The sequence below is a fragment of the Poseidonocella sp. HB161398 genome, from assembly GCF_005870025.1.
Classification (GTDB): Bacteria; Pseudomonadota; Alphaproteobacteria; order Rhodobacterales; family Rhodobacteraceae; genus Mangrovicoccus.
Window position 1 is genome coordinate 15,621 of the sequence record NZ_VATA01000025.1, and the last position, 21,352, is coordinate 36,972.

Below are 21,352 nucleotides of genomic sequence, written 5' to 3' on the forward strand. Positions count from 1 at the left end.
AAAGACGATGAGCGACGAACAGATCCGCTGGTCCCGGCAGGAGGACGTGGCGCTGACCTGGGTCCACAAGGACAGGGAATTCAGCCACAGGCTGATCACCAACAAGCTGCATGGCAGCCCGATGTCCTTCCACATCACCACCTACATGCCGCATTTCGACGTCATGGTCGAAGGCGACGGCAAGCACGAGGTGATCCTCTACTGCCTGCATGGCTGGTCCGAGCAGATCGTGGAATCGACCGGGGTCACCCACCGCTTCAAGCAGGGCGACGCGATGTACCTGCCGAAGGACTACCGCTACCGCCACATCATCGGCGAGGCCGGGCTGGTGATCGCGGTCTGCGCGACGCCGTCCAAGGAAGCGGGCGACATGTAGGCCGATGCCCGCGCACTTCCTCTCCGATCCGGGCGAGCTGGCCCGCGCCCCCGAGATCGTCGTGGTGGGCGGCGGCGTGGCCGGGCTGGCCTCGGCCTTCTTCCTGTCGCAGGCGGGCCTGCGCCCGCTGGTGATCGAGCGGCTGCCGGCGCTGGCGATGCTGGCCTCGCGCCGCTCGGGCGAGGGCGTCCGTGCGCAATGGGAGACCCCGTCGATGATCGCCGCCGCCCGCGCCTCGATCGGCCTCTATGCCGGCTTCGCCGAGCTGACCGGGCGCCCGTCGGGCTACCGTCCGATCGGCTATCTCTATGGCAGCCGCACGGCGGCGGGGGCGGCGCGGCTGAAGGCGCGGGTCGCGCGGCAGCAGGCGGCGGGGCTCGGCGACGTCGCCTTCCTCGACGGCGAGGCTGCGCGCCGCCTCGTGCCGACGCTGGCCCCCGGGACCACGGGCGCGGCCTTCCGCGCGGGCGACGGCGTGGTCGATATCGCCGAAATCGTCGCGGGCTACCTGCAGGCGATGGAGGCCGACATCCTGACCGGCACCGACCTCCTGCATCTGCGCGCGCGGCCCGACGGGGTCAGCCTGACCACCACGAAGGGCGCGATCGATGCCGGGCGCGCGGTGCTGGCGACCGCCACGCGGACGACCGGGCTCCTCGCCTCGCTCGGCGCCGCGCTGCCGCTGCGGCTGGCGCGCTCGACGATCCAGTATGTCGAGCTGCCGGGCGTCCCGGCGGAACATCCGGCGGTGGTCGATGCCGATCTGGGCTCCTTCTGGCGGCCCGACCGGGGCGGCGCGCGGATGACGGCGAGCTTCCGCTCGACGCTCTTCCTGGACCGCTTCACCGACGATCCGCAGGCCGATCCGGACTACCTGGCGCATGCCATCGCCTCGGTCGCGCCGCTGGTGCCCTTCTGGGGCGAGCGCGCGTCCGGGATCGCGGGCGGGCATCTGCGCTCGGGCAGCCTCCTCGTGACCGGGGACGGCGCGCCGGTGATCGGCGCCCTGCCCGGCCAGCCGGCCGTGCTGCTCAATACCGGCTATGGCGGGCATGGCATCATGATGAGCCCCGAAGGCGCGCGGATGCTCGCCGCCGAGGCCGCGGGCGGCCCGCCCGGCCCCTTCTCGCCGTCGCGCTTCGCGGAGGGCCCCGGCCTGCCGCCCGAACCGATGACGGTCAACCTAGCCACCGATCAGGGACAGACCCAATGACCACCCATATCGGCGTCGTGACCACCGGCCACGGGCCGCGCGACGAGTACCTGCACTACCACCGCCTCTTCCTCTGCGCCCTCGGCGCCGAGGTGAAGGTCACCGTGCGCCATATCTACGAGGGGCTGAGCCTCGAGGACCTGCTGCCCTACGAGGTGGACAAGTCGACGCCCAATCTCGGCGCCCATGTCCATGTTCCCGGCGCGACCGGCAACCACATGGGCGACGGGTGGGAGCACCGCTTCTTCGACCTCGGCTTCGCCACCGGGCTGGTACAGGCGGCCATCGACCGGCTGGAAGAGGAAGACGGCGCCGACATGGTGCTGCTGGCCTGCGCCGCGGAATTCGCCCCCGGCGCGCTCTCGGCCGGGACGCTGCTGATCCATCCGCGCGAGATCATGTTCGGCATCGCCGAGACCATCGCCCACGGCACGCGCCGACGGCCGAAGATCGGCGTCATCGTCGATGCCGAGCATGCCGATCACGACCGTGTCGACTGGCTGTCGCGGCCCTTCGCGGAGCGGATCGAGCTGGTCATCGCGCCGATCACCGGCAGCTGGCTCGCCGCCGCGGAGGAGCTGGGCCGGGCGGGCGTCGAATTCGCCTTCTTCTTCGGCTACGGCGTCGGGCTCGCCCCCTACGACGCCCGCGACGAGATCCCGGCGCTGGAACGCGCCATCGGCGCGCCGCTGATCCTGCCGCACCGCGCGGCCGTGCTGCATCTGAGAAACCTCGTCGGCCCCGCCATGGCCGATCTCGACCACCTTCCCGCAGACTGGAACCGGACATGACCGACGCCACCCCCCGCCATTTCGCCCCCCGCGCCCTGATCTGGGCGGAGCTGACCCGCGCCGAGCTGACGGAGGCGGCCGCCGCGGGCGCGCTGGTCTTGATCCCGACGGGCTCGATCGAGCAGCATTCCGACCACCTGCCCGTCGAGACCGACGCGATGCTGGCCGCGGCCGTGGCCGAGCGCGCCGCCGCGCGGATGGCGGACACGCCGGTCGTGGTCGCGCCGGTGGTGAATTTCGGCTTCACCCCGCATCACCTCAGCTGGCCCGGCACGATCAGCCTGCGGCTCGAGACCTACATGTCGATGCTGACCGACATTGCGCGCTCCGTCATCGATGCGGGCTTCCCGCGGGCGATCTTCGTCAACGGCCATGGCGGCAACTCGGCGCCCCTGCGCGCGCTGGTCGGGCAGCTGACCACCGACGGCTATCCGGTCGGCATGGTCGACTACACCGCCCCCTCGGACCCGGCCTTCCGCGACTTCATGAAGGGCGGGCTGCCGCGCCAGGGCCATGCCTGCGAGCACGAGACCGCGATGCTGATGGACCTGGCCGGAGACGAGACCGCCGGGCTGATCGAGGGCAAGATCGACGGCCTGCCCGCACGGCTGATCCAACCCTGGATCGCGCCGGGCCATCCCGACGACCCGATCACCGATTACGGCGCGGGCTGGGCGGCGATCTTCCATGCCGACGATTGCGGCTACTGGGGCGATCCGGGCGTCTCGACCCGCGAGACCGGCGCGGCGCTGACCGAGATCACCGTGGCGAAGCTCGCCGAGTTCCTCGAGAAATTCGCCCGCACGCCGCTGCGCGTCGGCATCGCCCGCGACCGCCATGCGCCGGGGATCGCCGGGCCGATCGCGGCGCCGAGGGCGGCGGAATGAGCGGCGCGCCGCGCCCGTGGCCGCACGATGCGTGCCGGAGCAGCGGCCTTCCGCCGGAGGCCGCGCAATGACGATCGACGTCCTCGTCACCGGGGCGGGCGCAGTGGGCGGCCATGCGGTCGAGTTCCTTGCCCGCCGCCCCGAGATCGCCCGCATCGCCGTGATCGACCGCGACGCGGACCGCGCGAAGGGCGTCGCCTGGCGCGCCACGCTCGGCGCGCTGCAGGAAGGGAAGCACGTGCGGATCGAGGGGATCGGGCTCGACCTCGCCGACCGCGACGCCACGGCCGAGCTGCTGGCCCGGCTCGCCCCCCGCGCGGTCTTCCATGCCGCGACGCTGGTCACCGTGCCGGAAATGGCGCGCGGCCTGAAGCCCGCGGAGTTCCAGCGGGTGCGCGAGGACGGGATGGGCGGCTTTCTCGCCGCGCATCTGGTGCTGGGCCTCTCGCTGCAGGCGGCGATGGCGCAGACCGGGCTCCGCCCCGCCTTCCTGACCGCGCCCTTCCCGGATTTCGCCAACCAGGTGCTGGCGCGGACCGGACCGGCGCCGCTGACCGGCATCGGCAATGTCGACAACATGGCCGCCGAGCTGCAGGCGATCGCGGCCGAGCATCTGGGCGTCTCGGCGCTTTCGGTGACGCCGCTGATCGTGGCGCATCACTCCGTCGCCGAATGGTTCCAGCGGGCCGGCAGCGCCGGGGCCGCGCCCTGGCATGCCCGCGTGCTGGCCGAGGGGCGCGACGTGACCGCGGCGCTCGATCTCGACGCGCTCATGGCCGAAAGCTCCGCCCGCATCCGCCCCGTCCCGCAGGAGAGCCGCACCGCCGCCTCGGGCGTGAAGGCGGTGCTGGCCGCGCTGCGCGACGATGGCAGCTTCCTGCATGGCGCCGGACCCGCGGGCCGTCCGGGCGGCTGGCCGATCCGGCTCTGGAAGGACCGGGTAGAGGTCCTGCCGGTGCCGGGCTTCGACGAGGCCGAGGGGCTGGCCATGGCGCTGGCGGGGCAGCGCAAGGGCGGCATCGCCGGGATCGAGCCCGACGGCACCTTGATCGCGACCGAGACCTGCGCGGCGATGATGCGCGACCTCTTCGGCGTCGACGTGGCGCGGCTGGCGCCCGGCGACATCGCCGAAGCCGGGATGGCGCTGCGCGCCGCGCTGAGCGCGAAGCTCGCAGCCTGAGATCAGGCGGCGCCCGGACCCAGGCGCCGCTCCACCAGTTTCTGCAGCCGGATCAGCAGGCCGTTGAGCCCCAGATAGGCCAGCGCGATGACGATCAGCACCTCGAAGGGCCGGTAGGTCTCGGAGATCAGCGCCATTCCCGCCCCGGTCAGCTCGGTCACCGCGACCATGCCGGCCAGCGAAGAGCCCTTCAGCACCAGCGTCAGGTTCGAGGTCAGCGGCGGCATGATCGTGCGGATCGCCTGGGGCACGATCACCCGGCGCAGGATCATCCAGCCGGGCATGCCGAGCGCGCGCGCCGCCTCGTACTGCGTGGCGGGCACCGCGCGCAGGCCCGCGCGGATGTACTCCATGTTGTAGCCCGCCGCGGAAAAGGTCAGCCCGGCGATCGCGGCCGGGACCGCGTCGAGATAGATGCCGATCTGCGGCAGGCCGTAATAGCTGAGAAACAGCAGCGTCAGCGCGGGCGTGGCGCGCATCGCCCAGCTGAACACCGCCGCCGTCCAGCGCAGCGCCCGGATCCGGCCGTCGCGCATCACCGCCAGCGGAAAGGCCAGCAGGACCGACAGCAGGATCGTCGCCCCGGCCACCCAGAGGGTCGTCAGGAAGGCGCGGCCCAGCAGGCCGGCATTGCCGGTGATCACGCTCCAGTCCATCAGGTGCCTCCCGTGGCGGGGCCGTAGCGGCGGGTCATCCAGCCGCCGATCAGCGTTTCGGCGATCATCACCAGGCTGGCGATGGCGGCATAGACCGCGCCGGCGAAGAGGATCAGCGTCAGCGGATCCTGCGAGATGGCCAGGCTCTGGCGCGTGACCATCATCACCTCCCCGACCGAGACGGCCGAGGCCAGGGACAGCATCTTGACATTGCCCGCCAGGAAGGTCGCCCAGGGGGTCAGCGCGATCCGCGCCACCTGCGGCAGCACCACCCGCCGCAGCCGCAGCCCCGGCGGCATGCCCAGGCTGCGCGCCGCCTCGGTCAGCCGCGGGTCGACGGCGCGCAGGCTCGCCCGGAAGATCTCGGCATGGAAGGCGGTGCCGACCAGCACGAAGGCGAGGATCGCCGAGCCGATGCTGCCCAGGTCGATCCCGGCATAGGGCAGCGCGAGATAGCAGAAGAGCAGCACGACGAGCTCGGGCAGGCCGCGGAAGACCCAGGTATAGAGATCGAGCCCGCGCGCCCGGCGGCCCTCGGCCCAGAGCGCGAGGGCAAGGCCCAGCAAGGTGGCGATCACGGTAATGACCGCGAACATCCACAGCGTCAGCCAGATCGCGTCGAGAAAGCGGGGGAACTGGCGCAGGAGCACGTCCATCAGTCGGTCACGCTTTCGACGAAGGCGGCAAGCTCCGGCGTCTGCGGGTTTGCCAGCACGGTCTTCGGGTCGCCGCTCTCGCGCACCCGCCCCTTGTGCATGAAGATCACCCGGTCGGCGACCGAGCGGACGAAGCCCATCTCGTGGCTGACGGAAATCGTCGTCATCCCCTCGGCGGCGAGGTCGCGCATCACCGCCAGCACCTCGCCCTTCAGCTCGGGATCGAGCGCCGAGGTCACCTCGTCGAAGAGGAGCGCCTCGGGCTTCATGGCAAGCGCCCGGGCGATGGCCACCCGCTGCTGCTCGCCGCCGGACATCTGGTGGGGATAGGCGTCCTTGCGATGGCCCAGCCGGACCTTCGCCAGCAGCGCCTCGGCCTCTGCCGTCACCTCCGCCTTCGGACGGCCGAGCACCATCACCGGCGCCTCGATGATATTCTGAAGCGCGGTCATGTGCGGGAAGAGGTTGAAGCTCTGGAACACCATGGCGATCTCGGTGCGGTAGGGCAGGAGCTCGCGCTCGGTGGCGCGGATGCGCTTGCCCCCGCGCTCCACCCAGCCGACCTCGCGCCCTTTCCAGAGGATCCGCCCGTTATCGGGCGAGATCAGCAGGTTGAGGCATCTCAGCAGCGTCGACTTGCCCGAGCCCGAGGCGCCGATGATGGCCACGACCTCGCCGCGATGCACGACGAAGTCGATGCCCTTCAGCACCTCCTGGGCCCCGAGGCGCTTGACCAGCCCCTCGACCCTGAGGAGCGGTTCAGTGCCGGACATGGATCCGCTCGGGCCAGGCCGGGGAGATCAGCATCCGCGCATTGAAGATGTTCAGCACATTCGGCGTCACCACCGGACAGCCGAGCCGGGCGGAGATGTCGGCCAGCAGCGTCTCGGGGTCGTGCGGCGCCAGCCCGTCGCCATAGCCCCAGATCAGCGCCAGGTCGAACGGGCCCTCGGGGGCGAGCTGCTCCAGCGCCTGGCCGTCGGCGATGCCGATGCCGAAATGGCTGTCGACCGTCTCCATCCAGGGCTGCGAGGCCCAGGTCGCGCGGTCCTGGCCGATATGCCATTCGGTGGGCAAGAGCAGCGCCAGCTTCAGCCCGCCGCGCGCCTCGGCCTGGCGCCGGACGAGGTCGAACATCAGCTGGTAGGGCAGCAGGAGCGGCACCGGCGAGGTCAGCGCGCCCTCGGGATACATCTCGGCGCAGCACATCAGGATGATCTCGGCGCCCTCCGCCGCATGGGCGTCGATGGCGGCCTGCGCGCGCTCCAGATACCAGTCCTGGGCGACGAAGATCTCTTCCCAGCCGGCGCCCATGCGGCGGTCGTCGGGGGTGGTGTTGTGCACGTAGCAGCCGATCCCCAGCCCGTCCTCGGGGCTGATTTCATGGGCGGCGATCTCGGCACGGGTCAGGCCGTCGAGGCAGGCCTTCTCGGTCACGGACACGTCGAGCCCCATCGCGGCAAGCGCGTTGGCGTGGAAGCTGACATATTCGCTGCGCGGGCTCTGGCCGGTGGTGATGATGCCGATCTTGACGGGCATGGGTCTTGTCCTTCGGAAGTGGGGGCCGCCGGGAACACCCCGGCGGCGGGCGGCCTGCGGATCAGGAGGGATCCGCGGGCATCTGCGAGAAATCGACCGGCTGGCCGAAATATTCCTCGACCAGCGCGTTCAGCGTGCCGTCCTCGCGGTACTGCGCCAGCAGCGGGTCGATCGCCGCGGCGAGTTCCGGATCGTTCGGCGACACGGCGACGGACTGGGTCTTGGGCGAGCGGATCTCGGGCAGGACGGTGATCGCGTCATCCGTTGCGGCCAGGTAGTTCGGGCCGAGGAAATCCATGCCGATCCAGTCGATGCGGCGGTTCTTCAGGTCGAGCGACAGCTCGGTCCAGCCGGGATACTCCTTCACCGTGCCGAGGCAGTCGGCGGGCAGCGAGGCCTCGATCAGCCCGATCTCGGCCGAGCCGCGGATCACGCCCACGGTCTTGCCGCAGACATCCTCCCAGCTTTCGATCGCGTCATTGGCCGCGAGCTTCGTCACCGCCACGCCGTTGACGATATAGGGCGAGAGCATGATGAGGTCGTCCGAGGCCAGCCGGTCCGCGGTGCGGGTCACGCCCGAGGAGACCACGTCGAAGCGGTCGGCAACGAGCCCCGGCAGCAGGCCCGACCAGTCGAGCTGGCGGAACTCCACCTTCACGCCCAGATCGGCGGCGACCTTCTCCATCACCGCGATGTCGAACCCCGCGAGCTTGCCGTCGTCGCCGATCATCGAGAAGGGCGGGGCGGAGCCGGTGGTGCCCACGACGATCGTGTCGGGCTTCAGGAGCGAGTCCCGGAAATCCGCCGAAGCCGTGCCCCCCGCGGCGGCGAGTGCCAGAGCGAGAGCGGTTGCAATAAGTCCCTGTTGCGGCATGTCTTTCTCCATCTTTTTCACGAGAGTGCCGGAATGCGCGCCCCGCTCCTGCCGGTTCCCGGTCTCTGTCCGGGGGGCGCCTGTGGTTCAGAGGTTGCGCAGCATCCCGCCATCGACCCGGATCATCGAGCCGGTGACATAGGAGGCCCGCGCCGAGGCGAGGAAGGCGGCAACGGCGGCGAATTCCGCCGGATCGCCGTAGCGGCCCGCGGGGATCGTGGCGCGCGAGGCGGCGGCGACCTCCTCGACGCTCTGGCCGGTCTTCGCGGCGCGCCCGGCATCGAGCTCGGCCACGCGGTCGGTGCCGATCCGGCCGGGCAGGACCATGTTCACGGTCACGCCCTGCGCGGCGACCTCGCCCGCCAGCGTCTTCGACCAGCCCGCCAGCGCCCCGCGGATGCCATTCGACAGCGCCAGCCCGGGGATCGGCGAGACGATGCCCGAAGAGCCGATGGTGATGATCCGCCCGAAGCCGCGGGCGCACATCCCGGGCAGGAGCGCGTCGGCAATCGCCATGACCGGGAGCGCCATCGCCTCCCAGGCGGCCTGCCAGGCGGCAGTGGACTGGCCCGTCGCGGGGCCGGCCTTCGGCCCGCCGCAATTGGCGATCAGGATGTCGATGCCGGTCTGGGCCATCTCGGCGGAGACCGCCGCGACCTGCGCCGGATCGGAGAGGTCGAGCGCCACCGGCACCACCTGCCCCGCGGGCAGATCCGCGGCCCAGCCGGCGATGGCCGCCGTGTTGCGCGCCGCGGCGTAGACGGTGACGCCTTCGAGAGCCAGTTCCCGCGCGCAGGCGGCGCCGAGGCCGCGGCTCGCGCCGAGAACCAGCGCGGTCTTTCCCGAAAGTCCGAAATCCATCAGCCCAGCTCCTCCAGCCGTTTCTCCTGCCGGGCGATCAGCCGGTCGACCTCGGCCATGGCGGCCGCGTCGAGCGGGCCGCCGGGTTTGCGGACGGCGGGCGAGGCGATCACGCCCCGCCGCGCCAGCACGTGCTTGCGGATCGACAGGCCCAGCCCCGGCTGGCTCTCGTAGCGGATCAGCGGCAGATAGGCGTCGAAGATGTCCTGCGCGCGGCCGATCTCGCCCGCCTTCACCAGCCGCGTGACCTCGACCATCATTTTCGGATAGCCGAAGCCGGTCATCGCCCCGTCGGCGCCGCGGGCGACCTCTTCGGGCAGGAAGAGCCCGGCATTGCCGCAGAGGATCGAGATGCGCCGCTGTCCCGCGGCCTCGGCTGCGCGGATTTTCGAGATTTTCGACAGGCCCGGCCAGTCCTCGTGCTTGAGCATCTTGATCGAGGGCATGTCGGCGATGATCCGCGCCAGCACCTCGTCGGAGATCTGCACCTTGGTCGAAAGCGGGAAATCCTGCAGCACCACGGGGATGTCCGGCCCAAGCAGTTCGCAGACCTGGGCGTAGTAGCCGTGGATCTTCGGGTCGGTGTTCAGGCTGCCCGGCGGGGCGACCATGACGCCCGCGGCGCCCAGATCCATCACCGTGCGGCTGAGTTCGCCAAGCGCGGCGAGCCCCGGGGCGGAGACGCCGACCACCACGGGGCGGTTCCCGGCGCGGGCGATGACGCGGGCGGCGATCCCGGCCGCCTCCGACTGGGTCATCTTGGGCGCCTCGCCCATCATGCCCAGAATCGTGACGCCGTCGGCGCCGTCCTCGAAATAGCTGTCGGTCAGCCGGTCGAGGCTCTCCCAGTCGATGGCGCCGTCCGGGTGGAAAGGCGTGGCGGAGATGACGAAGACCCCCTCGGTCTTCTCGTGGATCAGTGGCATCGGGTCGTCCTTCAGGCGTACCAGCCGGCGGTGGCGCGCGTCACGACGCGGCCGGTGCCGGGGGTGTTGAGGATGCGCGCGCCGTCCCAGCCGGGGGCGCCGCGCAGATAGGTGGCCGCCACGCGGGCGGCGAAGGTGGCGCCGTGGAACGGGCTCCAGTTCAGCCCGTCATGGGCCTGCGCCTCGTCCCAGGCGAAGGCGCCCTCCTCCAGCACGGCCAGGTCGGCCTCGCGGCCGATGGCGATGGCGCCCTTGCGGTCGTCGATGCCGAAGAACTTCGCCGGGCGGGCCGAGAGGTAGTCGGCCGCCATCCGCGCCGCGTCATGGCCGCGCCCCTTCGCCAGGGTGAAGAAGGCCGGCAGCAGCGTCTCCAGCCCCGGAATGCCCGCGCCCGCGTCGAAGATCGAGGCGGTCAGCTTGTTGTCGATCGGCCAGCTCGAATGGTCCGAGGAGATGAAGGCGACCTCGCCCGCCTCCACCGCCTGCCAGAGCCCCTCGATGGCGCCCGGGCGGATCGGCGGATTGACCTTCATCCGCGCGCCGTGCTCGGCGCCGTCGCGGGCGGCGTCGAACCACAGGTAGTGCACGCAGAGCTCTCCGGTGGCGCGCATGCCGCCGGCCGCGAACATCGCCGTCAGCGCGAAGCCCTCGCCGAGGGTCAGGTGGACCGGGTGGGCATGGGCGCCGGCCGCCTGGCCGAGCGCATAGAACTGCGCGGTGGCGGCCAGCTCGGCCGCGGGCGGGCGGGAGGTCGAATGCGCCTCGATCCCCTCGATCCCGGCCGCGCGCGCCCGCGCCATCCGCGCCAGCACGATCTCCTGGTCCTCGTTATGCAGCCCCAGGGGCAGGTCCGTCGCCGCCAGCGCCTCGAAGAGGTCGAGCGTCAGGTCCTCGCCGATCCGCGGAAAGCGCGTGGGGCTCGACTCGAAGGAGGAGATCTTGAAGGCGACCGCGCCCTTGGCCGCCAGCGCGGCGACATGCGCCGTGCCGGTCTCGCGCGTGGCGGTGGCATAGAGCGCCATGTCGGCATGGGCATGCGCGGCCACGGCGGCGGCCTTCTCGTCCCAGCGCTCGGGCCGGTCGAGCGGCGCGGGGTTGTCATAGGGCATGTCCACGAGCGTCGTGACCCCGCCCGCGATGGCCGAGGCGGTGGTGTCGGCGATGCCCGGCAGGCCCTTGCAGCTGGTCGCGTGGGTCTGGCCGTCGACCGCGCCCGGCAGGATCAGCGCCGCGCCATGGTCGTCGGTCTCGACGGCCGCGGGCGGCGTGCCCTGCCCGATCGCCGCGATGCGGCCACCGGCGATGCCGACCCAGCCGTTCTCGATTGTGGCCTCCGCCGCGACGACGGTGCCCTTTACCACACGGTCAAGCATGGACCGCTCCTTTCACGTAATTCATGTCGAGCGCCTGGATGGCGTCCGAGACCGCGGCCTGGACCGGGTCGACGACGATGCAGCCGGTTTCCGCCTGCAGGGGCCCGCGCTGCTGTCCCATGCCCGCGCAGCCGAGGATCAGCACCTCGGCCCCGTCCTCGTCCCGCAGAACCTGCGCCACGGTGCGGACGGCGGCGCGGGCGGCTGCGGCATCGTTGGCCTCGGCGACGGACATGTCGACCGCGCGGTCGCCGCCGAGCCGGGCGATCAGGCCCAGCCGCTCGATCATGGCGCGGTGGCGGGCGATGGAGGACGGGCCCAGCGAGATCACCCCGAAGCGCTCGCCCAGCACGAGGGCGCGGACATAGGCGGATTCCGCGATGCCGAAGACCGGTTTCGCCACCGCCTTGCGCGCCGCGGCCAGCCCGGGATCGGAGAAGCAGGCGATGACATAGGCGTCGGCCTCGTGGCGGGCCACCCAGTCGGCCACCATCGGCGCGACCAGCGCGACATCCGCGTCGCTTTCGATGCCCTCGGGCGCGCCTGCCAGCGTGTGGCACTCGATCCGGTGGCCGGTCAGCGCCTGCTGGCCCTCGAGGCAGGCCGCCATGGAGCGCGTCACCGCCTCCGAGCTGTTGGGGTTGAGAACCGCAATCTTCATCTTTTCGGGGACCTTTCCGTCGCATCCCGGCCGCCCGCTCTGCCGGGGCCTTGTCATTGTCATTCGTGCCGCGCCTCAGCCGCCCAGATAGGAGCGGCGGAAGCCGGCATCCTGCATCAGCTGCGCGGCGCTCATCCGCTGCAGGATGGCGCCCTGCGACAGCACCACCGCCTCTTCGGTCACTTTCAGCGCCATGCGGACATTCTGCTCGGCCAGCACGACCGAGACGCCCGAGAGGCTGCCGAGATAGGAGAAGACCTCGTCCACCATCACCGGCGAGAGGCCGAGCGAGGGCTCGTCGACCAGAAGGAGCTTCGGCCGTGCCATCAGCGCGCGGGCCACCGCCAGGAGCTGCTGCTCGCCGCCCGAGAGCGTGCCCGCGGGCCGTTTCGCCTTGGCGCGCAGGACGGGGAACTTCTCCATGTAGCGGTCGAGATCCTGCTCCACGCCCGCGCGGTCGCGGCGGGTGAAGGCGCCGACGCGCAGGTTCTTCTCCACCGAGAGCTGCGGGAAGACATGCCGCCCGGCCGGGACCTGCACGATGCCGTGGCGGACGCGGGCCTCGGGGGCGAGCCCCTTCATCGGCGCGCCGTCAAAGCGGATCTCGCCGCCCTTCACCGGGATCTGCCCGGTAATCGCCTTCAGGATCGTGCTCTTGCCCGCGCCGTTATGGCCAATCAGCGAGATGCGCTGGCCCGCGGCGATGTCGAGATCGAGGCGGTCGAGGATCATCCGGTCGCCATAGCCGGCGGTGATGCTGGTCAGGCTCAGGCTCATTCCGCCCCCGCTCCGAGATAGGCTTCGATCACGCGGGGGTCCTTCGTCACGTCCTCCGGACGGCCCTCCACCAGCTTGCGCCCGGCATCGAGCACGACGATCCGCCCGGCAAAGCGCGAGAGCACCGGCACGTTATGCTCGATCACGATCAGGGTCAGGCCGTGGCGGTCGCGCATCCGCGCCACCAGCCCGAGGATCTCGGCGGCCTGCACGTCATTCATCCCCGCCGTCGGCTCGTCGAGCAGCAGGATCCGCGGCTCGGCATTCAGCGCGCGCGCCAGCTCCAGCCGCTTGGTCTGGCCATAGGACATCTCGGCGGGCGAGGCGTCCTCGTAGCCCGCGAGCCCGACCTCGGCGAGGCAGGCCCGGGCGCGCGCGTCCAGCTCCGCCTCCGAGCGGCGCATCGCGGGCAGGCCCAGCACCTGGCCCGCGAGCCCCTTGTAGCTGCGCGAATGCCCGCCCGAGACGACGTTTTCCAGCGCCGTCATGCCCTTGAAAAGCCGCAGGTTCTGGAAGGTGCGCACCAGCCCGTGGCCGACGATCCGGTGCGGCCGCGCCTCGGTGATGTCGCGGCCCGCAAGCGAAACGCGGCCCTCGTGATGGCGGTCGATCCCGGAGATGATGTTGAACAGCGTCGTCTTGCCCGAGCCGTTCGGGCCGATGATGCCCAGCGTCTCGCCCTCGGCGACACTCAGCGACACGCCGTCAAGCGCCTTCACCCCGAAGAAGCTGCGCGAGATGTCCCGGCATTCCAGCAGGCTCATGGCCGCGCCTCCTTCTCCAGCCGCAGCAGCCGCCGGATCGAGCGCGGCATCTGGCCGAAGCCCAGAAGCCCGTTCGGCCGCCAGATCATCAGCGCCACCAGCGTCGCCCCGGCCACGCCCGGACGGATGGTGATCAGCCAGGGCTCGGAGGAGCGCAGCGCCTCGGGGATCATGATCATCAGGAAGGCGCCGAGCGCGCAGCCCGGCATCGAGGCCAGCCCGCCGAGGATCGCCATCTGCATGATCAAAAGCGACTCCTCGAGCTTGAACATGTCGGGCGAGACGAAGCGCATGTAATGGCCGTAGAGGCTGCCGCCCAGCCCGCAGACCCCGCAGCCGATGGCGAAGGCCAGCACCTTGTAGCCGGTGACATTCACGCCGAGCGCGCCCGCCGCCACCTCGTCGTCGCGGATCATCTTCATCGTCCGCCCGAGTTGGCCGTGCATCAGCCGCGCCACCAGCAGGAACAGGATCGCGGCGACACCGAGGATCAGCCAGAACTGGTCCGCGGAGGACCGCGCCTTCCAGCCGAGGATCTGCATCGAGGGCACGCCCGGAATGCCCATCGGCCCGCGGGTCAGCTCCATCCAGTTATTGGCGACCATGAAGAAGATCTGGTTGAAGGCGATCGTCACCAGCGACAGGAAATCGGCCTTTACCCGCAGGCAGGGCAGCGCCAGCGCCGCGCCCGAGGCGGCGCAGATCGCGCCCGAGGCCAGGAAGGCCAGCGGCCAGGGCACCCCCGCCTGCATGGTCAGGAGAACCGAGGAATAGGCTCCCATGCCGACAAAGGCCGCCTGGCCCAGGGTCAGCATCCCCGCCCAGCCGGTCACGACATTCTGGCCCAGCACGAAGATCGCGTAGATCATCGTCAGCGAGAAGATGTGCAGCCAGAACCGCCCCGGCAGGACCAGCGGCAGGCAGGCCATCAGGATCAGGAAGATCCAGGGGCCGAATTTCACCGTCACCGGCATGCGGAAGGTCTCGGTCATCGCCATGTCAGGACCGCTCCGCCGAGGGCGCACCGAAAAGCCCGTTGGGCTTAAGAAGGAGCACGAGGACGATGATCGCGAGGCTCACCCCGTCGCGATAGGCCGAGCCTGCGGTCATCACCGCGGCCGTCTCGGCGAGGCCCAAGAGGATCCCGCCCCAGAAGGCGCCCGAGAAGCTGCCGATCCCGCCCAGCATCGCCGCCGCCCAGGCCTTGGTCGTGGCCAGCAGCCCCATCTGGATGAAGACCGCGTTGAAATACATCGCGAACAGCACCGCGCCCGCGACGCCAAGGAAGCCGCCGATTGCGTAGACCGCGACGATGATCAGGTTGACGGGGATGCCCATCAGCTGCGCCGTGGCCAGATCCTGGCAGACGCATTGCGCGGCGATGCCGAAGCGGGTGCGGTGCAGGAACCAGGACGCCGCCGCCACCAGCACCAGCGAGATCGCCAGGATGATCAGCGACTGGGACGATAGCGTCACGCCGCCGATCTCGACCGGCACGCGGGGGATGAGCTGCGGGAAGGCATGGACCTCTGGGCCCCAGATCAGCTGCGCGCCCGCCGCCAGCACCAGCCCCGCCCCGAGCGCCGAGATCATCGGCACGATGCGGTTCGAATGGCGCACGGGCCGGTAGGCGATGCGCTCGACCCCCATGGCGATCAGCGCGCCCGCGCAGCAGGCCAGGAAAATCGCCGGAACCGCCGGGATGCCCGCCTGCAAGAGTGCCAGCGCGACGAAGGCCCCCACCATGATGACATAGCCATGGGCGAAGTTGATCAGGTTGAGGATCGAGTAGACCAGGCTGTAGCCGAGGGCGATCAGCGCGTAGATGCTGCCGACGGCAATGCCGTTCGAGAGCTGCTCCAGGTAGTAGTCCAAGCGGGGGCCTCCGCGTCACGGGCGAGGAAAGGGGAACCGGCGGGACTGGGCGTCCCCGCCGGCCCGGGGCTCAGCGCAGCGCGTCGAGCCCGGTTTCGTCCACGGCGGCGCCGGTCGAGGCGAACTTGCCGTCCTTGACGGTGATCACCGCGAAGGTGCGGTCCTTGACGTCGCCCTTGGCATCCCAGTGATAGGTGCCGCCGACGCCCTGGAACTCGGTCGCCTTGATGTCGCCGATCAGGCTTGCCGGGGTCGATCCGGCAGCCATCAGCTGGTGCGCCAGGATGAACAGGTCGGAGGTGAAGACCGCGACCTGGCTCGGCAGCGCGTCATAGGCCTCGCGGAAGCCCGACATGAAGGCCCGGGTGGTGTCGCTGTCGGCATAGGGGTCGTAGGCGGCCAGGATGTAGCTGCCCTCGGCCGCGCCCTGCGCCAGCTCGATATATTCGTTGTAGAGAAGCGAATCCGGCCCCACCGTGGCGATGCCCTCGACGCCCGCGGATTTCGCCTGGCCGAGGAAGAGCCCGCCCTCGGTATAGTTGCAGTTCAGCATGAAGGCCTCGGCGCCCGCATTCTTGAACTGGCTGACGATGGACGAGAAATCCTTGTCGAGATTCGGAGTGAAGCCCGCTTCGGCCACCACCTCGGCGCCAAGCGCGTCGGCGGCGATCACCATCTTGTCGCGCAGGCCGCGGCCGTAGTCGTCATTGGCGAAGAGGATCGCCATCTTCTTCTTGCCGAGGTTGTTGACCGCGAAGGCGGAATACTGCTGCGCGCCGTAATCGTCGCGGATCGTCATGCGGACGATGTTCTCCCAGCCCGACTCCGTCACCTGCGAATTCGAGGAGGAGCCGCAGAGCACCGGCATCTCGTAATCGGCATAGATCGGCATCGCCGCCAGGGTGCAGGAGCTGTTCACATGGCCGACCACCAGGTCGTAATCGCCCGAGTCGGTGATGCGGCGCGCGACCGAGGCCGCCTCGCGCGGCTGGCCCATGTCGTCGAAGATGTCGAAGGTGACGGCCGGGCCGCCCGCCGCCTCGATCAGCTTCATCGCCGCCGCGGCGCCGCGCTGCGCGTTCAGCCCCATGGAGGCGGAATCGCCGGTCATCGGCGCCGCCAGGGCGATGCGCAAGGGAGCCGCCTGCGCCAGCATCGGCCGCGCCGCCAGAGTCGCGGCCGCCGCGCTGCCCATCCCGAGCCGCAGCGCGCCGCGCCGGGTGAAACCGTTCTTCTGCGTCATCATTGCCATCCCTGTTCCTATGGTCCGCCGCGTTGGCCGCCCGGACGATTCGAGTGTCTCCGATGTGAGATTCCGGTGATATATTTGTAAAGATAATTCTTGACACATCCGAGGCATTCCAGACTGAATGCCTGCGACTTGTGCAGATTCCCGAAAGAGGCTTGGCAGATGGGTGAGACCCGTGTTCTCGACACCGGATGGACGGTGAAAACGCCTGATTTCAATGGGTTGCGCGAGCTTCTGATCGCAATGACGGCGCTGGCGCATGAGGACCGGCGCCAGGGGCTGCGCCCGAAATTCGACCAGCTTCCCCTGCCCGACTGCGAGGCGCGGCTGGCCGCGCTGACCGCCCGGGTGCATCACGATCTGGAGGTTCTGCTCTATCCGAAGGACCCATGGGTGATCCCGCGCGAGGCGCCTACGGGCGAGCATCTCTACGACGTGGTGATCGTCGGCGGCGGCCAGTGCGGGCTGTCGGTCGGGCACGGGCTCCTGCAGGAGAAGGTGGACAATTTCCTGATCCTCGACCGCGCGCCGAAGGGCCGCGAGGGCCCCTGGATCACCTATTCGCGGATGTGGACGCTGCGCTCGCCCAAGCATGTCGGCGGACCCGAGCTGGGCATGCCCTCGCTCGCCGGGCGCAGCTGGTTCGAGGCGGTCTATGGCGCGGCGGGCTGGGAGTCGCTCGACAAATGGCCGCGCCAGCTCTGGCATGCCTATCTGGAATGGTTCCGCGCGGCGCTGAGCCTGCCTGTCCGCAACGAGGCCGAGGCCGCGGGCTTCGAGGACGAGGACGGGCTGGTCCGCGTGCGGCTTTCGGACGGGGACAGCGTGCTGGCGCGCAAGGTCGTGCTGGCGACCGGGATCGAGGGGATGGGCGACTGGTACGTGCCCGATTTCGTGCGGCAGAACCTGCCCGAGAGCGCCTATACGCTCTGCACCGACGACGTCGACAGCCTCGACTGGACGGGGCAGCAGATCGCCGTGCTCGGCGCCGGCGCGACCGCCTGGGACCGCGCGGCGGATCTGCTGGAACTGGGCGCGGGGGCGGTCACGCTCTTCATGCGGCGCAAGCGGGTGCTGTCGTCCAACGCCTTCCGCTATCTCGAGAAATCAGGCTATCTGCGCCATTTCGCGACGATGACCGACGAGGAGAAATGGCGCTGGATCCAGACGATCTTCACCTATGGCCAGCCGCCGACCCAGGACGGGGTGGACCGCTGCGCCGCCTTCGATGCCTTCACGCTGCATCCCGGCGCGACCTGGACCGGCGCGCGGATGATCGGGGAGAAGGTCGAGATCACGGCGAGCGACGGCACGGTGCATCTCTTCGACCATGTCTTCATCGGCTGCGGCTTCTCGATCGACGCGCATAACCGGCCCGAGCTGCGCCCCTTCGCCGACAACATCCTGCTGTGGAAGGACGTCTACCGGCCGCCCGAGGGGCTGCCCGACACCTGGCTCATCACCTATCCCTATCTCGCCCGCGACCTGCGCTTCCGCGAGAAGGTGCCGGGGCAGACGCCGGTGCTGAACAATATCTACTGCTTCAACTACGGCGCGACGGTGACGAATGCGCATTCCGGCGCCTCGCTCTCCGGGCTGCGCTACGGGCTGCCGCCGCTGATCCACGGGCTGACCCATGCGCTCTGGATGGAGGACGAGCCGGTGCATTTCGCCGTCACCCGCGACTGGGACGCGGTCGATACCGATCCGGCGGTGCTGGAGACGCATACCTACCGGCCGGAGGCCGAGGATCGCAGCTTCGGCACCTGAGCCCGGGCGGGGCTCAGTCCTGGACCTTCTTCACGAAGATGGATTTCAGCCCCATCTGGCCGATCCCGGGGATCTTGCAGTCGATGTCGTGATCGCCGTCGACCAGCCGGATGCCGCGCACCTTGGTGCCGACCTTCACGACCTGGGACGACCCCTTGACCTTCAGGTCCTTGATGACCGTCACCGTGTCGCCATCGGCGAGGATGTTGCCCACGCTGTCGCGGACCGCATCGGCGGCTTCGGCCCCGGGGGACCATTCATGGCCGCATTCGGGACAGACCAGCAGCGCATCGAGCTGGTAGGTGAAGGCGGAGGCGCATTCGGGACAGGGCGGAAGGGCATCGGTCATGGCCTGCCCTTACGCCGCGGCGGCCGCCGGCGCCAGAGAATTCGGCATCCGGCGGCGCGGTGTCTCAGCCGGCCTCGGCGCGGTAGGCGGCGGTGAAGGCGGCGGCCTTGGCGGCCACGGTCTCCGCGCTGTCGCCCGGACGGTAGAGCGCGCTGCCGAGCCCGAACCCGGCCACGCCCGCCGCGAGGAAGGGCGCCATCGTGTCGGGCGCGATGCCCCCCACCGGGAAGAGCCGCGTGCCCGCGGGCAGAATCGTGCGGATCGCCTTGACCGCCGCCGGGCCGACCAGCTCGGCGGGGAAGATCTTCAGCCCGTCCGCCCCGGCATGGAGCGCGGCATAGGCCTCGGTCGGGGTGGCGATGCCGGGGATGCAGATCATCCCCGCCGCCTTGGCCGCGGCGATCACCGCGGTATCGGCATGGGGCATCACCACCAGATCGGCGCCGATCTCGGCAAGCCGCGCCACGGCATCCAGCGTGGTCACGGTCCCGGCGCCCACCAGCGCATCCGCGGGCAGCGCGGCGCGCACCGCGGCGATGCTGTCGAAGGGCTCGGGCGAGTTCAGCGGGATCTCGATCAGCCGGAACCCGGCCTCGTAGAGCGCCCGGGCGACGCCGACGCTCTCGGGCGGGGTCAGCCCGCGCAGGATGGCGACGAGCGGCAGCGCCGCGCAGGCGGCCTCGAGACGGGCGGAACGGTCGGTGTCAGGCATGGGTGTCCTCGGCGTTCGGGGAAAGCAGGCCGGCGTCGCAGGCCAGCCGGTAGAGGCCCTGCGGGGCCGGATTCTCGATCAGCGCGGCGGGGGCCCTGCCGGAGATCTGCTCCAGCGCCCCGGCATAGCGGGCGCAGAGCGCCGGGCTGCCGACCAGCAGGACCGGCCCCTCCGGCGCCGCGGCCAGGCCCGAGACGATCTCGTGGCCGATCAGCAGCCCCGAGCAGAAATCGGCCAGCACGCCGCCCGCCATCCGCCCGGTCAGCCCCAGCGTGCGGGTGCCGAAGAGCTGCCGCGTCAGGTCGCCCGGCCCGGCCTCCGCCGCCATGGCCACGCCTTTCGCGAAAGCGGCGGCATGCGCCCCTTCGGCGGCGGGGGCGTCGGTCATCAGCCGCCCGAGGATCGAGTGGCCGCGCAGCAGCGCGAAGATCTCGCCGGTCATGTAGGTGGCGAAGCCCGCCACCGCGCCGTCCCGGATCCGCGCCCATTTCGAGTGTGTCCCCGGCAGGACCAGCGTCGCGGAGGCCTGCCAGTCCGGGCGCGCGGCAATGGCGCCGGCGATCTGGATCTCCTCGCCGCGCATCACGTCGGGCGTGCCGCCTTCGGGATCGTGGATCAGCCCCGGCGCAATCAGGATCTCCTGCCCAGCGGCGGTGCGCACCGAGGCGGCCGCGCCGGGCAGCTGCGACAGGTCGGCCGGACAGGGCAGATAGGGCACCTCGGCCCAGCCCTGGGCGCTGCCGACCATGCCGCCCGCCACGACCGGCACGGGACGCGCCGCCAGCCAGTCGCCGCAGATCGCGGCGAAGGCGGCCTCGAAGCCGGGCAGGCCGGGTTCCGGCAGGTGCTGGATGCCATGGTCCGAGGCCCGGCTCTCCAGCACGCGGCCGCCCGCGGAGAGGCGGAAGGCGCGCAGGCTGGACGTGCCCCAGTCGAGCGCGATCAGCGCGGTTTGCTCGTCAGTCATCATCGGGCCTCCAGCCCAGCTCGCGTGAAATCTCCGCCGCATGGGCCAGCACCAGGGGCGCCAGCTCGGCCATGCGGCTCTCGGGCAGGAAGGGCGCGGCGGAGGCAACGCTCAGCCCCGCCACCACGCCGCCACCCGTGTCGCGCACCGGCGCGCCGATGCAGCGGATGCCGATCTCGTTCTCCTCCAGATCGAAGCTGCAGCCGCGCCGCCGCACCAGGGCGATGTCGTCTCGGAAGGCCTCCCACGGGCGGGGCGGCACCCGGCCGGGACGGTCGGACTGGACGCGGGCGCTGCGCCCGTAGAGCCCGCAGAGCGCCTCGGCATCGAGATCGACGAGCATCGCCTTGCCGAGCCCGGTGAAGGCCAGAGGCATGCGCTGGCCGGGGCGCGATCGCATCTCCAGCCCGCGGGTGCCCGCGACCTTGTCGAGATAGAGCACCTCGTCGCCCTCGGGTACGCCCAGATGCACCGTGTCGCCGGTCGCGGCGGCCAGGCGGCGCAGCACCGGCGCGGCCAGTGCCAGCACCGGCTGCTGGTCGCGGGCGCGCGCGCCCAGATGGATGAGCTGCGGACCCAGAACGTAGCCGCGCCGCGCCACCTTGCGCAGATAGCCTTCGGCCAGGAGGCTCGCCAGCAGCCGCTGCGCCGTGCTGCGCGGCACGCCGAGCGCGGCGGCGATGCCAGAGGCGCTCTCCGTGCCCTCGCCGACCAGGCGCAGGATGTCGAGGCCCCGCACCAGGGTCTGGGTGCCGCGCTGGCTCTCGCCCGGCTGGTCCTTCATGGCGGCAGCTCCTTCCGTGAGGGGGCCCTGCCCCCGCTTGCGGCGTCCGGGATAGGGCCGCGCGCCCGGATGTGTCAATTAGTGAGTTACTGGTCCATATAGTAGGACAAAA

At 70.7% G+C, this 21,352-nt stretch carries 24 protein-coding genes; 6 read left to right on the forward strand and 18 right to left on the reverse strand.

Annotated features, from left to right (window positions below):
* Positions 1–7 precede the first annotated feature (7 nt).
* From FGX59_RS19195 to FGX59_RS19215, 5 genes are all read left to right on the forward strand, one after another.
* On the forward strand, positions 8–376 hold the full coding sequence (locus tag FGX59_RS19195) for a hypothetical protein (RefSeq protein ID WP_138468748.1): 369 nt from the start codon (positions 8–10) through the stop codon (positions 374–376).
* 4 nt (positions 377–380) lie between these two features.
* The gene (locus FGX59_RS19200; protein WP_138468749.1) at positions 381–1,589 is read left to right on the forward strand and encodes an FAD-binding oxidoreductase; all 1,209 of its coding nucleotides are present in this window, start codon (positions 381–383) and stop codon (positions 1,587–1,589) included.
* Positions 1,586–2,380 carry an AroM family protein gene (locus tag FGX59_RS19205; protein WP_138468750.1) on the forward strand — a complete coding sequence of 265 codons (795 nt, stop codon included), beginning with the start codon at positions 1,586–1,588 and terminating at the stop codon, positions 2,378–2,380. The genes FGX59_RS19200 and FGX59_RS19205 overlap by 4 nt, the downstream gene beginning before the upstream one ends.
* Positions 2,377–3,267: a creatininase family protein gene (locus FGX59_RS19210; protein ID WP_138468751.1), complete on the forward strand. Its 891-nt coding sequence runs from the start codon at positions 2,377–2,379 to the stop codon at positions 3,265–3,267. The genes FGX59_RS19205 and FGX59_RS19210 overlap by 4 nt, the downstream gene beginning before the upstream one ends.
* Positions 3,268–3,334: 67 nt before the next feature.
* Entirely contained in the window at positions 3,335–4,447 is a 1,113-nt protein-coding gene (locus FGX59_RS19215; RefSeq protein WP_171060722.1) for an NAD-dependent epimerase/dehydratase family protein, read from the forward strand.
* Between the two features lie 2 nt (positions 4,448–4,449).
* Here the strand turns inward: FGX59_RS19215 and FGX59_RS19220 are convergent, their stop codons facing one another.
* The 14 genes from FGX59_RS19220 to FGX59_RS19285 all read right to left on the reverse strand — a co-directional run bounded on the left by FGX59_RS19220 (position 4,450) and on the right by FGX59_RS19285 (position 16,661).
* Complete coding sequence (locus FGX59_RS19220; protein ID WP_138468753.1) at positions 4,450–5,103, reverse strand: amino acid ABC transporter permease; 654 nt, start codon at positions 5,101–5,103, stop codon at positions 4,450–4,452.
* Complete coding sequence (locus FGX59_RS19225; RefSeq protein WP_138468754.1) at positions 5,103–5,759, reverse strand: amino acid ABC transporter permease; 657 nt, start codon at positions 5,757–5,759, stop codon at positions 5,103–5,105. The genes FGX59_RS19220 and FGX59_RS19225 overlap by 1 nt, the downstream gene beginning before the upstream one ends.
* Complete coding sequence (locus FGX59_RS19230; protein WP_138468755.1) at positions 5,759–6,532, reverse strand: amino acid ABC transporter ATP-binding protein; 774 nt, start codon at positions 6,530–6,532, stop codon at positions 5,759–5,761. The genes FGX59_RS19225 and FGX59_RS19230 overlap by 1 nt, the downstream gene beginning before the upstream one ends.
* Positions 6,519–7,298 (reverse strand): AroM family protein, encoded by a 780-nt coding sequence (locus tag FGX59_RS19235; protein WP_138468756.1) that lies wholly within the window; start codon positions 7,296–7,298, stop codon positions 6,519–6,521. Before FGX59_RS19235 ends, FGX59_RS19230 begins: the two co-directional genes overlap by 14 nt.
* Before the next feature lie 61 nt (positions 7,299–7,359).
* Complete coding sequence (locus FGX59_RS19240) at positions 7,360–8,172, reverse strand: ABC transporter substrate-binding protein (protein ID WP_171060723.1); 813 nt, start codon at positions 8,170–8,172, stop codon at positions 7,360–7,362.
* Positions 8,173–8,259: 87 nt separating this feature from the next.
* Positions 8,260–9,033: an SDR family oxidoreductase gene (locus FGX59_RS19245; protein ID WP_138468758.1), complete on the reverse strand. Its 774-nt coding sequence runs from the start codon at positions 9,031–9,033 to the stop codon at positions 8,260–8,262.
* The gene (locus FGX59_RS19250; RefSeq protein WP_138468759.1) at positions 9,033–9,959 is read right to left on the reverse strand and encodes a dihydrodipicolinate synthase family protein; all 927 of its coding nucleotides are present in this window, start codon (positions 9,957–9,959) and stop codon (positions 9,033–9,035) included. Before FGX59_RS19250 ends, FGX59_RS19245 begins: the two co-directional genes overlap by 1 nt.
* Positions 9,960–9,970: 11 nt before the next feature.
* The gene (locus FGX59_RS19255) at positions 9,971–11,332 is read right to left on the reverse strand and encodes a dihydroorotase family protein (protein ID WP_138468760.1); all 1,362 of its coding nucleotides are present in this window, start codon (positions 11,330–11,332) and stop codon (positions 9,971–9,973) included.
* The gene (locus FGX59_RS19260) at positions 11,325–11,993 is read right to left on the reverse strand and encodes an aspartate/glutamate racemase family protein (protein ID WP_138468761.1); all 669 of its coding nucleotides are present in this window, start codon (positions 11,991–11,993) and stop codon (positions 11,325–11,327) included. The genes FGX59_RS19255 and FGX59_RS19260 overlap by 8 nt, the downstream gene beginning before the upstream one ends.
* Positions 11,994–12,068: 75 nt before the next feature.
* Complete coding sequence (locus tag FGX59_RS19265; RefSeq protein ID WP_206078387.1) at positions 12,069–12,770, reverse strand: ABC transporter ATP-binding protein; 702 nt, start codon at positions 12,768–12,770, stop codon at positions 12,069–12,071.
* Positions 12,767–13,534, reverse strand: coding sequence for an ABC transporter ATP-binding protein (locus tag FGX59_RS19270; protein WP_138468810.1), 768 nt, complete (start codon positions 13,532–13,534; stop codon positions 12,767–12,769). The genes FGX59_RS19265 and FGX59_RS19270 overlap by 4 nt, the downstream gene beginning before the upstream one ends.
* On the reverse strand, positions 13,531–14,532 hold the full coding sequence (locus tag FGX59_RS19275) for a branched-chain amino acid ABC transporter permease (RefSeq protein ID WP_138468762.1): 1,002 nt from the start codon (positions 14,530–14,532) through the stop codon (positions 13,531–13,533). Before FGX59_RS19275 ends, FGX59_RS19270 begins: the two co-directional genes overlap by 4 nt.
* Before the next feature lies 1 nt (position 14,533).
* Positions 14,534–15,409, reverse strand: a complete 876-nt coding sequence (locus tag FGX59_RS19280; RefSeq protein ID WP_138468763.1) for a branched-chain amino acid ABC transporter permease — start codon at positions 15,407–15,409, stop codon at positions 14,534–14,536.
* Positions 15,410–15,479: 70 nt separating this feature from the next.
* Positions 15,480–16,661: an ABC transporter substrate-binding protein gene (locus tag FGX59_RS19285; RefSeq protein WP_171060724.1), complete on the reverse strand. Its 1,182-nt coding sequence runs from the start codon at positions 16,659–16,661 to the stop codon at positions 15,480–15,482.
* A gap of 159 nt (positions 16,662–16,820) precedes the next feature.
* Between FGX59_RS19285 and FGX59_RS19290 the strand changes: the two genes are divergently transcribed.
* Positions 16,821–18,428 carry an FAD/NAD(P)-binding protein gene (locus FGX59_RS19290; RefSeq protein WP_138468765.1) on the forward strand — a complete coding sequence of 536 codons (1,608 nt, stop codon included), beginning with the start codon at positions 16,821–16,823 and terminating at the stop codon, positions 18,426–18,428.
* A gap of 13 nt (positions 18,429–18,441) precedes the next feature.
* On the opposite strand, the gene FGX59_RS19295 is transcribed toward FGX59_RS19290, so the two are convergent.
* From FGX59_RS19295 to FGX59_RS19310, 4 genes are all read right to left on the reverse strand, one after another.
* The gene (locus FGX59_RS19295; protein WP_138468766.1) at positions 18,442–18,777 is read right to left on the reverse strand and encodes a zinc ribbon domain-containing protein YjdM; all 336 of its coding nucleotides are present in this window, start codon (positions 18,775–18,777) and stop codon (positions 18,442–18,444) included.
* 64 nt (positions 18,778–18,841) lie between these two features.
* The gene (locus tag FGX59_RS19300; protein ID WP_138468767.1) at positions 18,842–19,489 is read right to left on the reverse strand and encodes a 2-dehydro-3-deoxy-6-phosphogalactonate aldolase; all 648 of its coding nucleotides are present in this window, start codon (positions 19,487–19,489) and stop codon (positions 18,842–18,844) included.
* Positions 19,482–20,456 (reverse strand): 2-dehydro-3-deoxygalactonokinase, encoded by a 975-nt coding sequence (locus FGX59_RS19305; protein WP_138468768.1) that lies wholly within the window; start codon positions 20,454–20,456, stop codon positions 19,482–19,484. Before FGX59_RS19305 ends, FGX59_RS19300 begins: the two co-directional genes overlap by 8 nt.
* Positions 20,449–21,240 (reverse strand): IclR family transcriptional regulator, encoded by a 792-nt coding sequence (locus FGX59_RS19310; protein ID WP_138468769.1) that lies wholly within the window; start codon positions 21,238–21,240, stop codon positions 20,449–20,451. The genes FGX59_RS19305 and FGX59_RS19310 overlap by 8 nt, the downstream gene beginning before the upstream one ends.
* Between the last annotated feature and the right edge of the window lie 112 nt (positions 21,241–21,352).

Coding starts and splice junctions, on each gene's coding strand:
- FGX59_RS19195 (WP_138468748.1), top strand. CDS start 8: ATGAGCGACGAACAGATCCGCTGGTCCCGGCAGGAGGACGTGGCGCTG.
- FGX59_RS19200 (WP_138468749.1), top strand. CDS start 381: ATGCCCGCGCACTTCCTCTCCGATCCGGGCGAGCTGGCCCGCGCCCCC.
- FGX59_RS19205 (WP_138468750.1), top strand. CDS start 1,586: ATGACCACCCATATCGGCGTCGTGACCACCGGCCACGGGCCGCGCGAC.
- FGX59_RS19210 (WP_138468751.1), top strand. CDS start 2,377: ATGACCGACGCCACCCCCCGCCATTTCGCCCCCCGCGCCCTGATCTGG.
- FGX59_RS19215 (WP_171060722.1), top strand. CDS start 3,335: ATGACGATCGACGTCCTCGTCACCGGGGCGGGCGCAGTGGGCGGCCAT.
- FGX59_RS19220 (WP_138468753.1), bottom strand. CDS start 5,103: ATGGACTGGAGCGTGATCACCGGCAATGCCGGCCTGCTGGGCCGCGCC.
- FGX59_RS19225 (WP_138468754.1), bottom strand. CDS start 5,759: ATGGACGTGCTCCTGCGCCAGTTCCCCCGCTTTCTCGACGCGATCTGG.
- FGX59_RS19230 (WP_138468755.1), bottom strand. CDS start 6,532: ATGTCCGGCACTGAACCGCTCCTCAGGGTCGAGGGGCTGGTCAAGCGC.
- FGX59_RS19235 (WP_138468756.1), bottom strand. CDS start 7,298: ATGCCCGTCAAGATCGGCATCATCACCACCGGCCAGAGCCCGCGCAGC.
- FGX59_RS19240 (WP_171060723.1), bottom strand. CDS start 8,172: ATGCCGCAACAGGGACTTATTGCAACCGCTCTCGCTCTGGCACTCGCC.
- FGX59_RS19245 (WP_138468758.1), bottom strand. CDS start 9,033: ATGGATTTCGGACTTTCGGGAAAGACCGCGCTGGTTCTCGGCGCGAGC.
- FGX59_RS19250 (WP_138468759.1), bottom strand. CDS start 9,959: ATGCCACTGATCCACGAGAAGACCGAGGGGGTCTTCGTCATCTCCGCC.
- FGX59_RS19255 (WP_138468760.1), bottom strand. CDS start 11,332: ATGCTTGACCGTGTGGTAAAGGGCACCGTCGTCGCGGCGGAGGCCACA.
- FGX59_RS19260 (WP_138468761.1), bottom strand. CDS start 11,993: ATGAAGATTGCGGTTCTCAACCCCAACAGCTCGGAGGCGGTGACGCGC.
- FGX59_RS19265 (WP_206078387.1), bottom strand. CDS start 12,770: ATGAGCCTGAGCCTGACCAGCATCACCGCCGGCTATGGCGACCGGATG.
- FGX59_RS19270 (WP_138468810.1), bottom strand. CDS start 13,534: ATGAGCCTGCTGGAATGCCGGGACATCTCGCGCAGCTTCTTCGGGGTG.
- FGX59_RS19275 (WP_138468762.1), bottom strand. CDS start 14,532: ATGGCGATGACCGAGACCTTCCGCATGCCGGTGACGGTGAAATTCGGC.
- FGX59_RS19285 (WP_171060724.1), bottom strand. CDS start 16,661: ATGGCAATGATGACGCAGAAGAACGGTTTCACCCGGCGCGGCGCGCTG.
- FGX59_RS19290 (WP_138468765.1), top strand. CDS start 16,821: ATGGGTGAGACCCGTGTTCTCGACACCGGATGGACGGTGAAAACGCCT.
- FGX59_RS19295 (WP_138468766.1), bottom strand. CDS start 18,777: ATGACCGATGCCCTTCCGCCCTGTCCCGAATGCGCCTCCGCCTTCACC.
- FGX59_RS19300 (WP_138468767.1), bottom strand. CDS start 19,489: ATGCCTGACACCGACCGTTCCGCCCGTCTCGAGGCCGCCTGCGCGGCG.
- FGX59_RS19305 (WP_138468768.1), bottom strand. CDS start 20,456: ATGACTGACGAGCAAACCGCGCTGATCGCGCTCGACTGGGGCACGTCC.
- FGX59_RS19310 (WP_138468769.1), bottom strand. CDS start 21,240: ATGAAGGACCAGCCGGGCGAGAGCCAGCGCGGCACCCAGACCCTGGTG.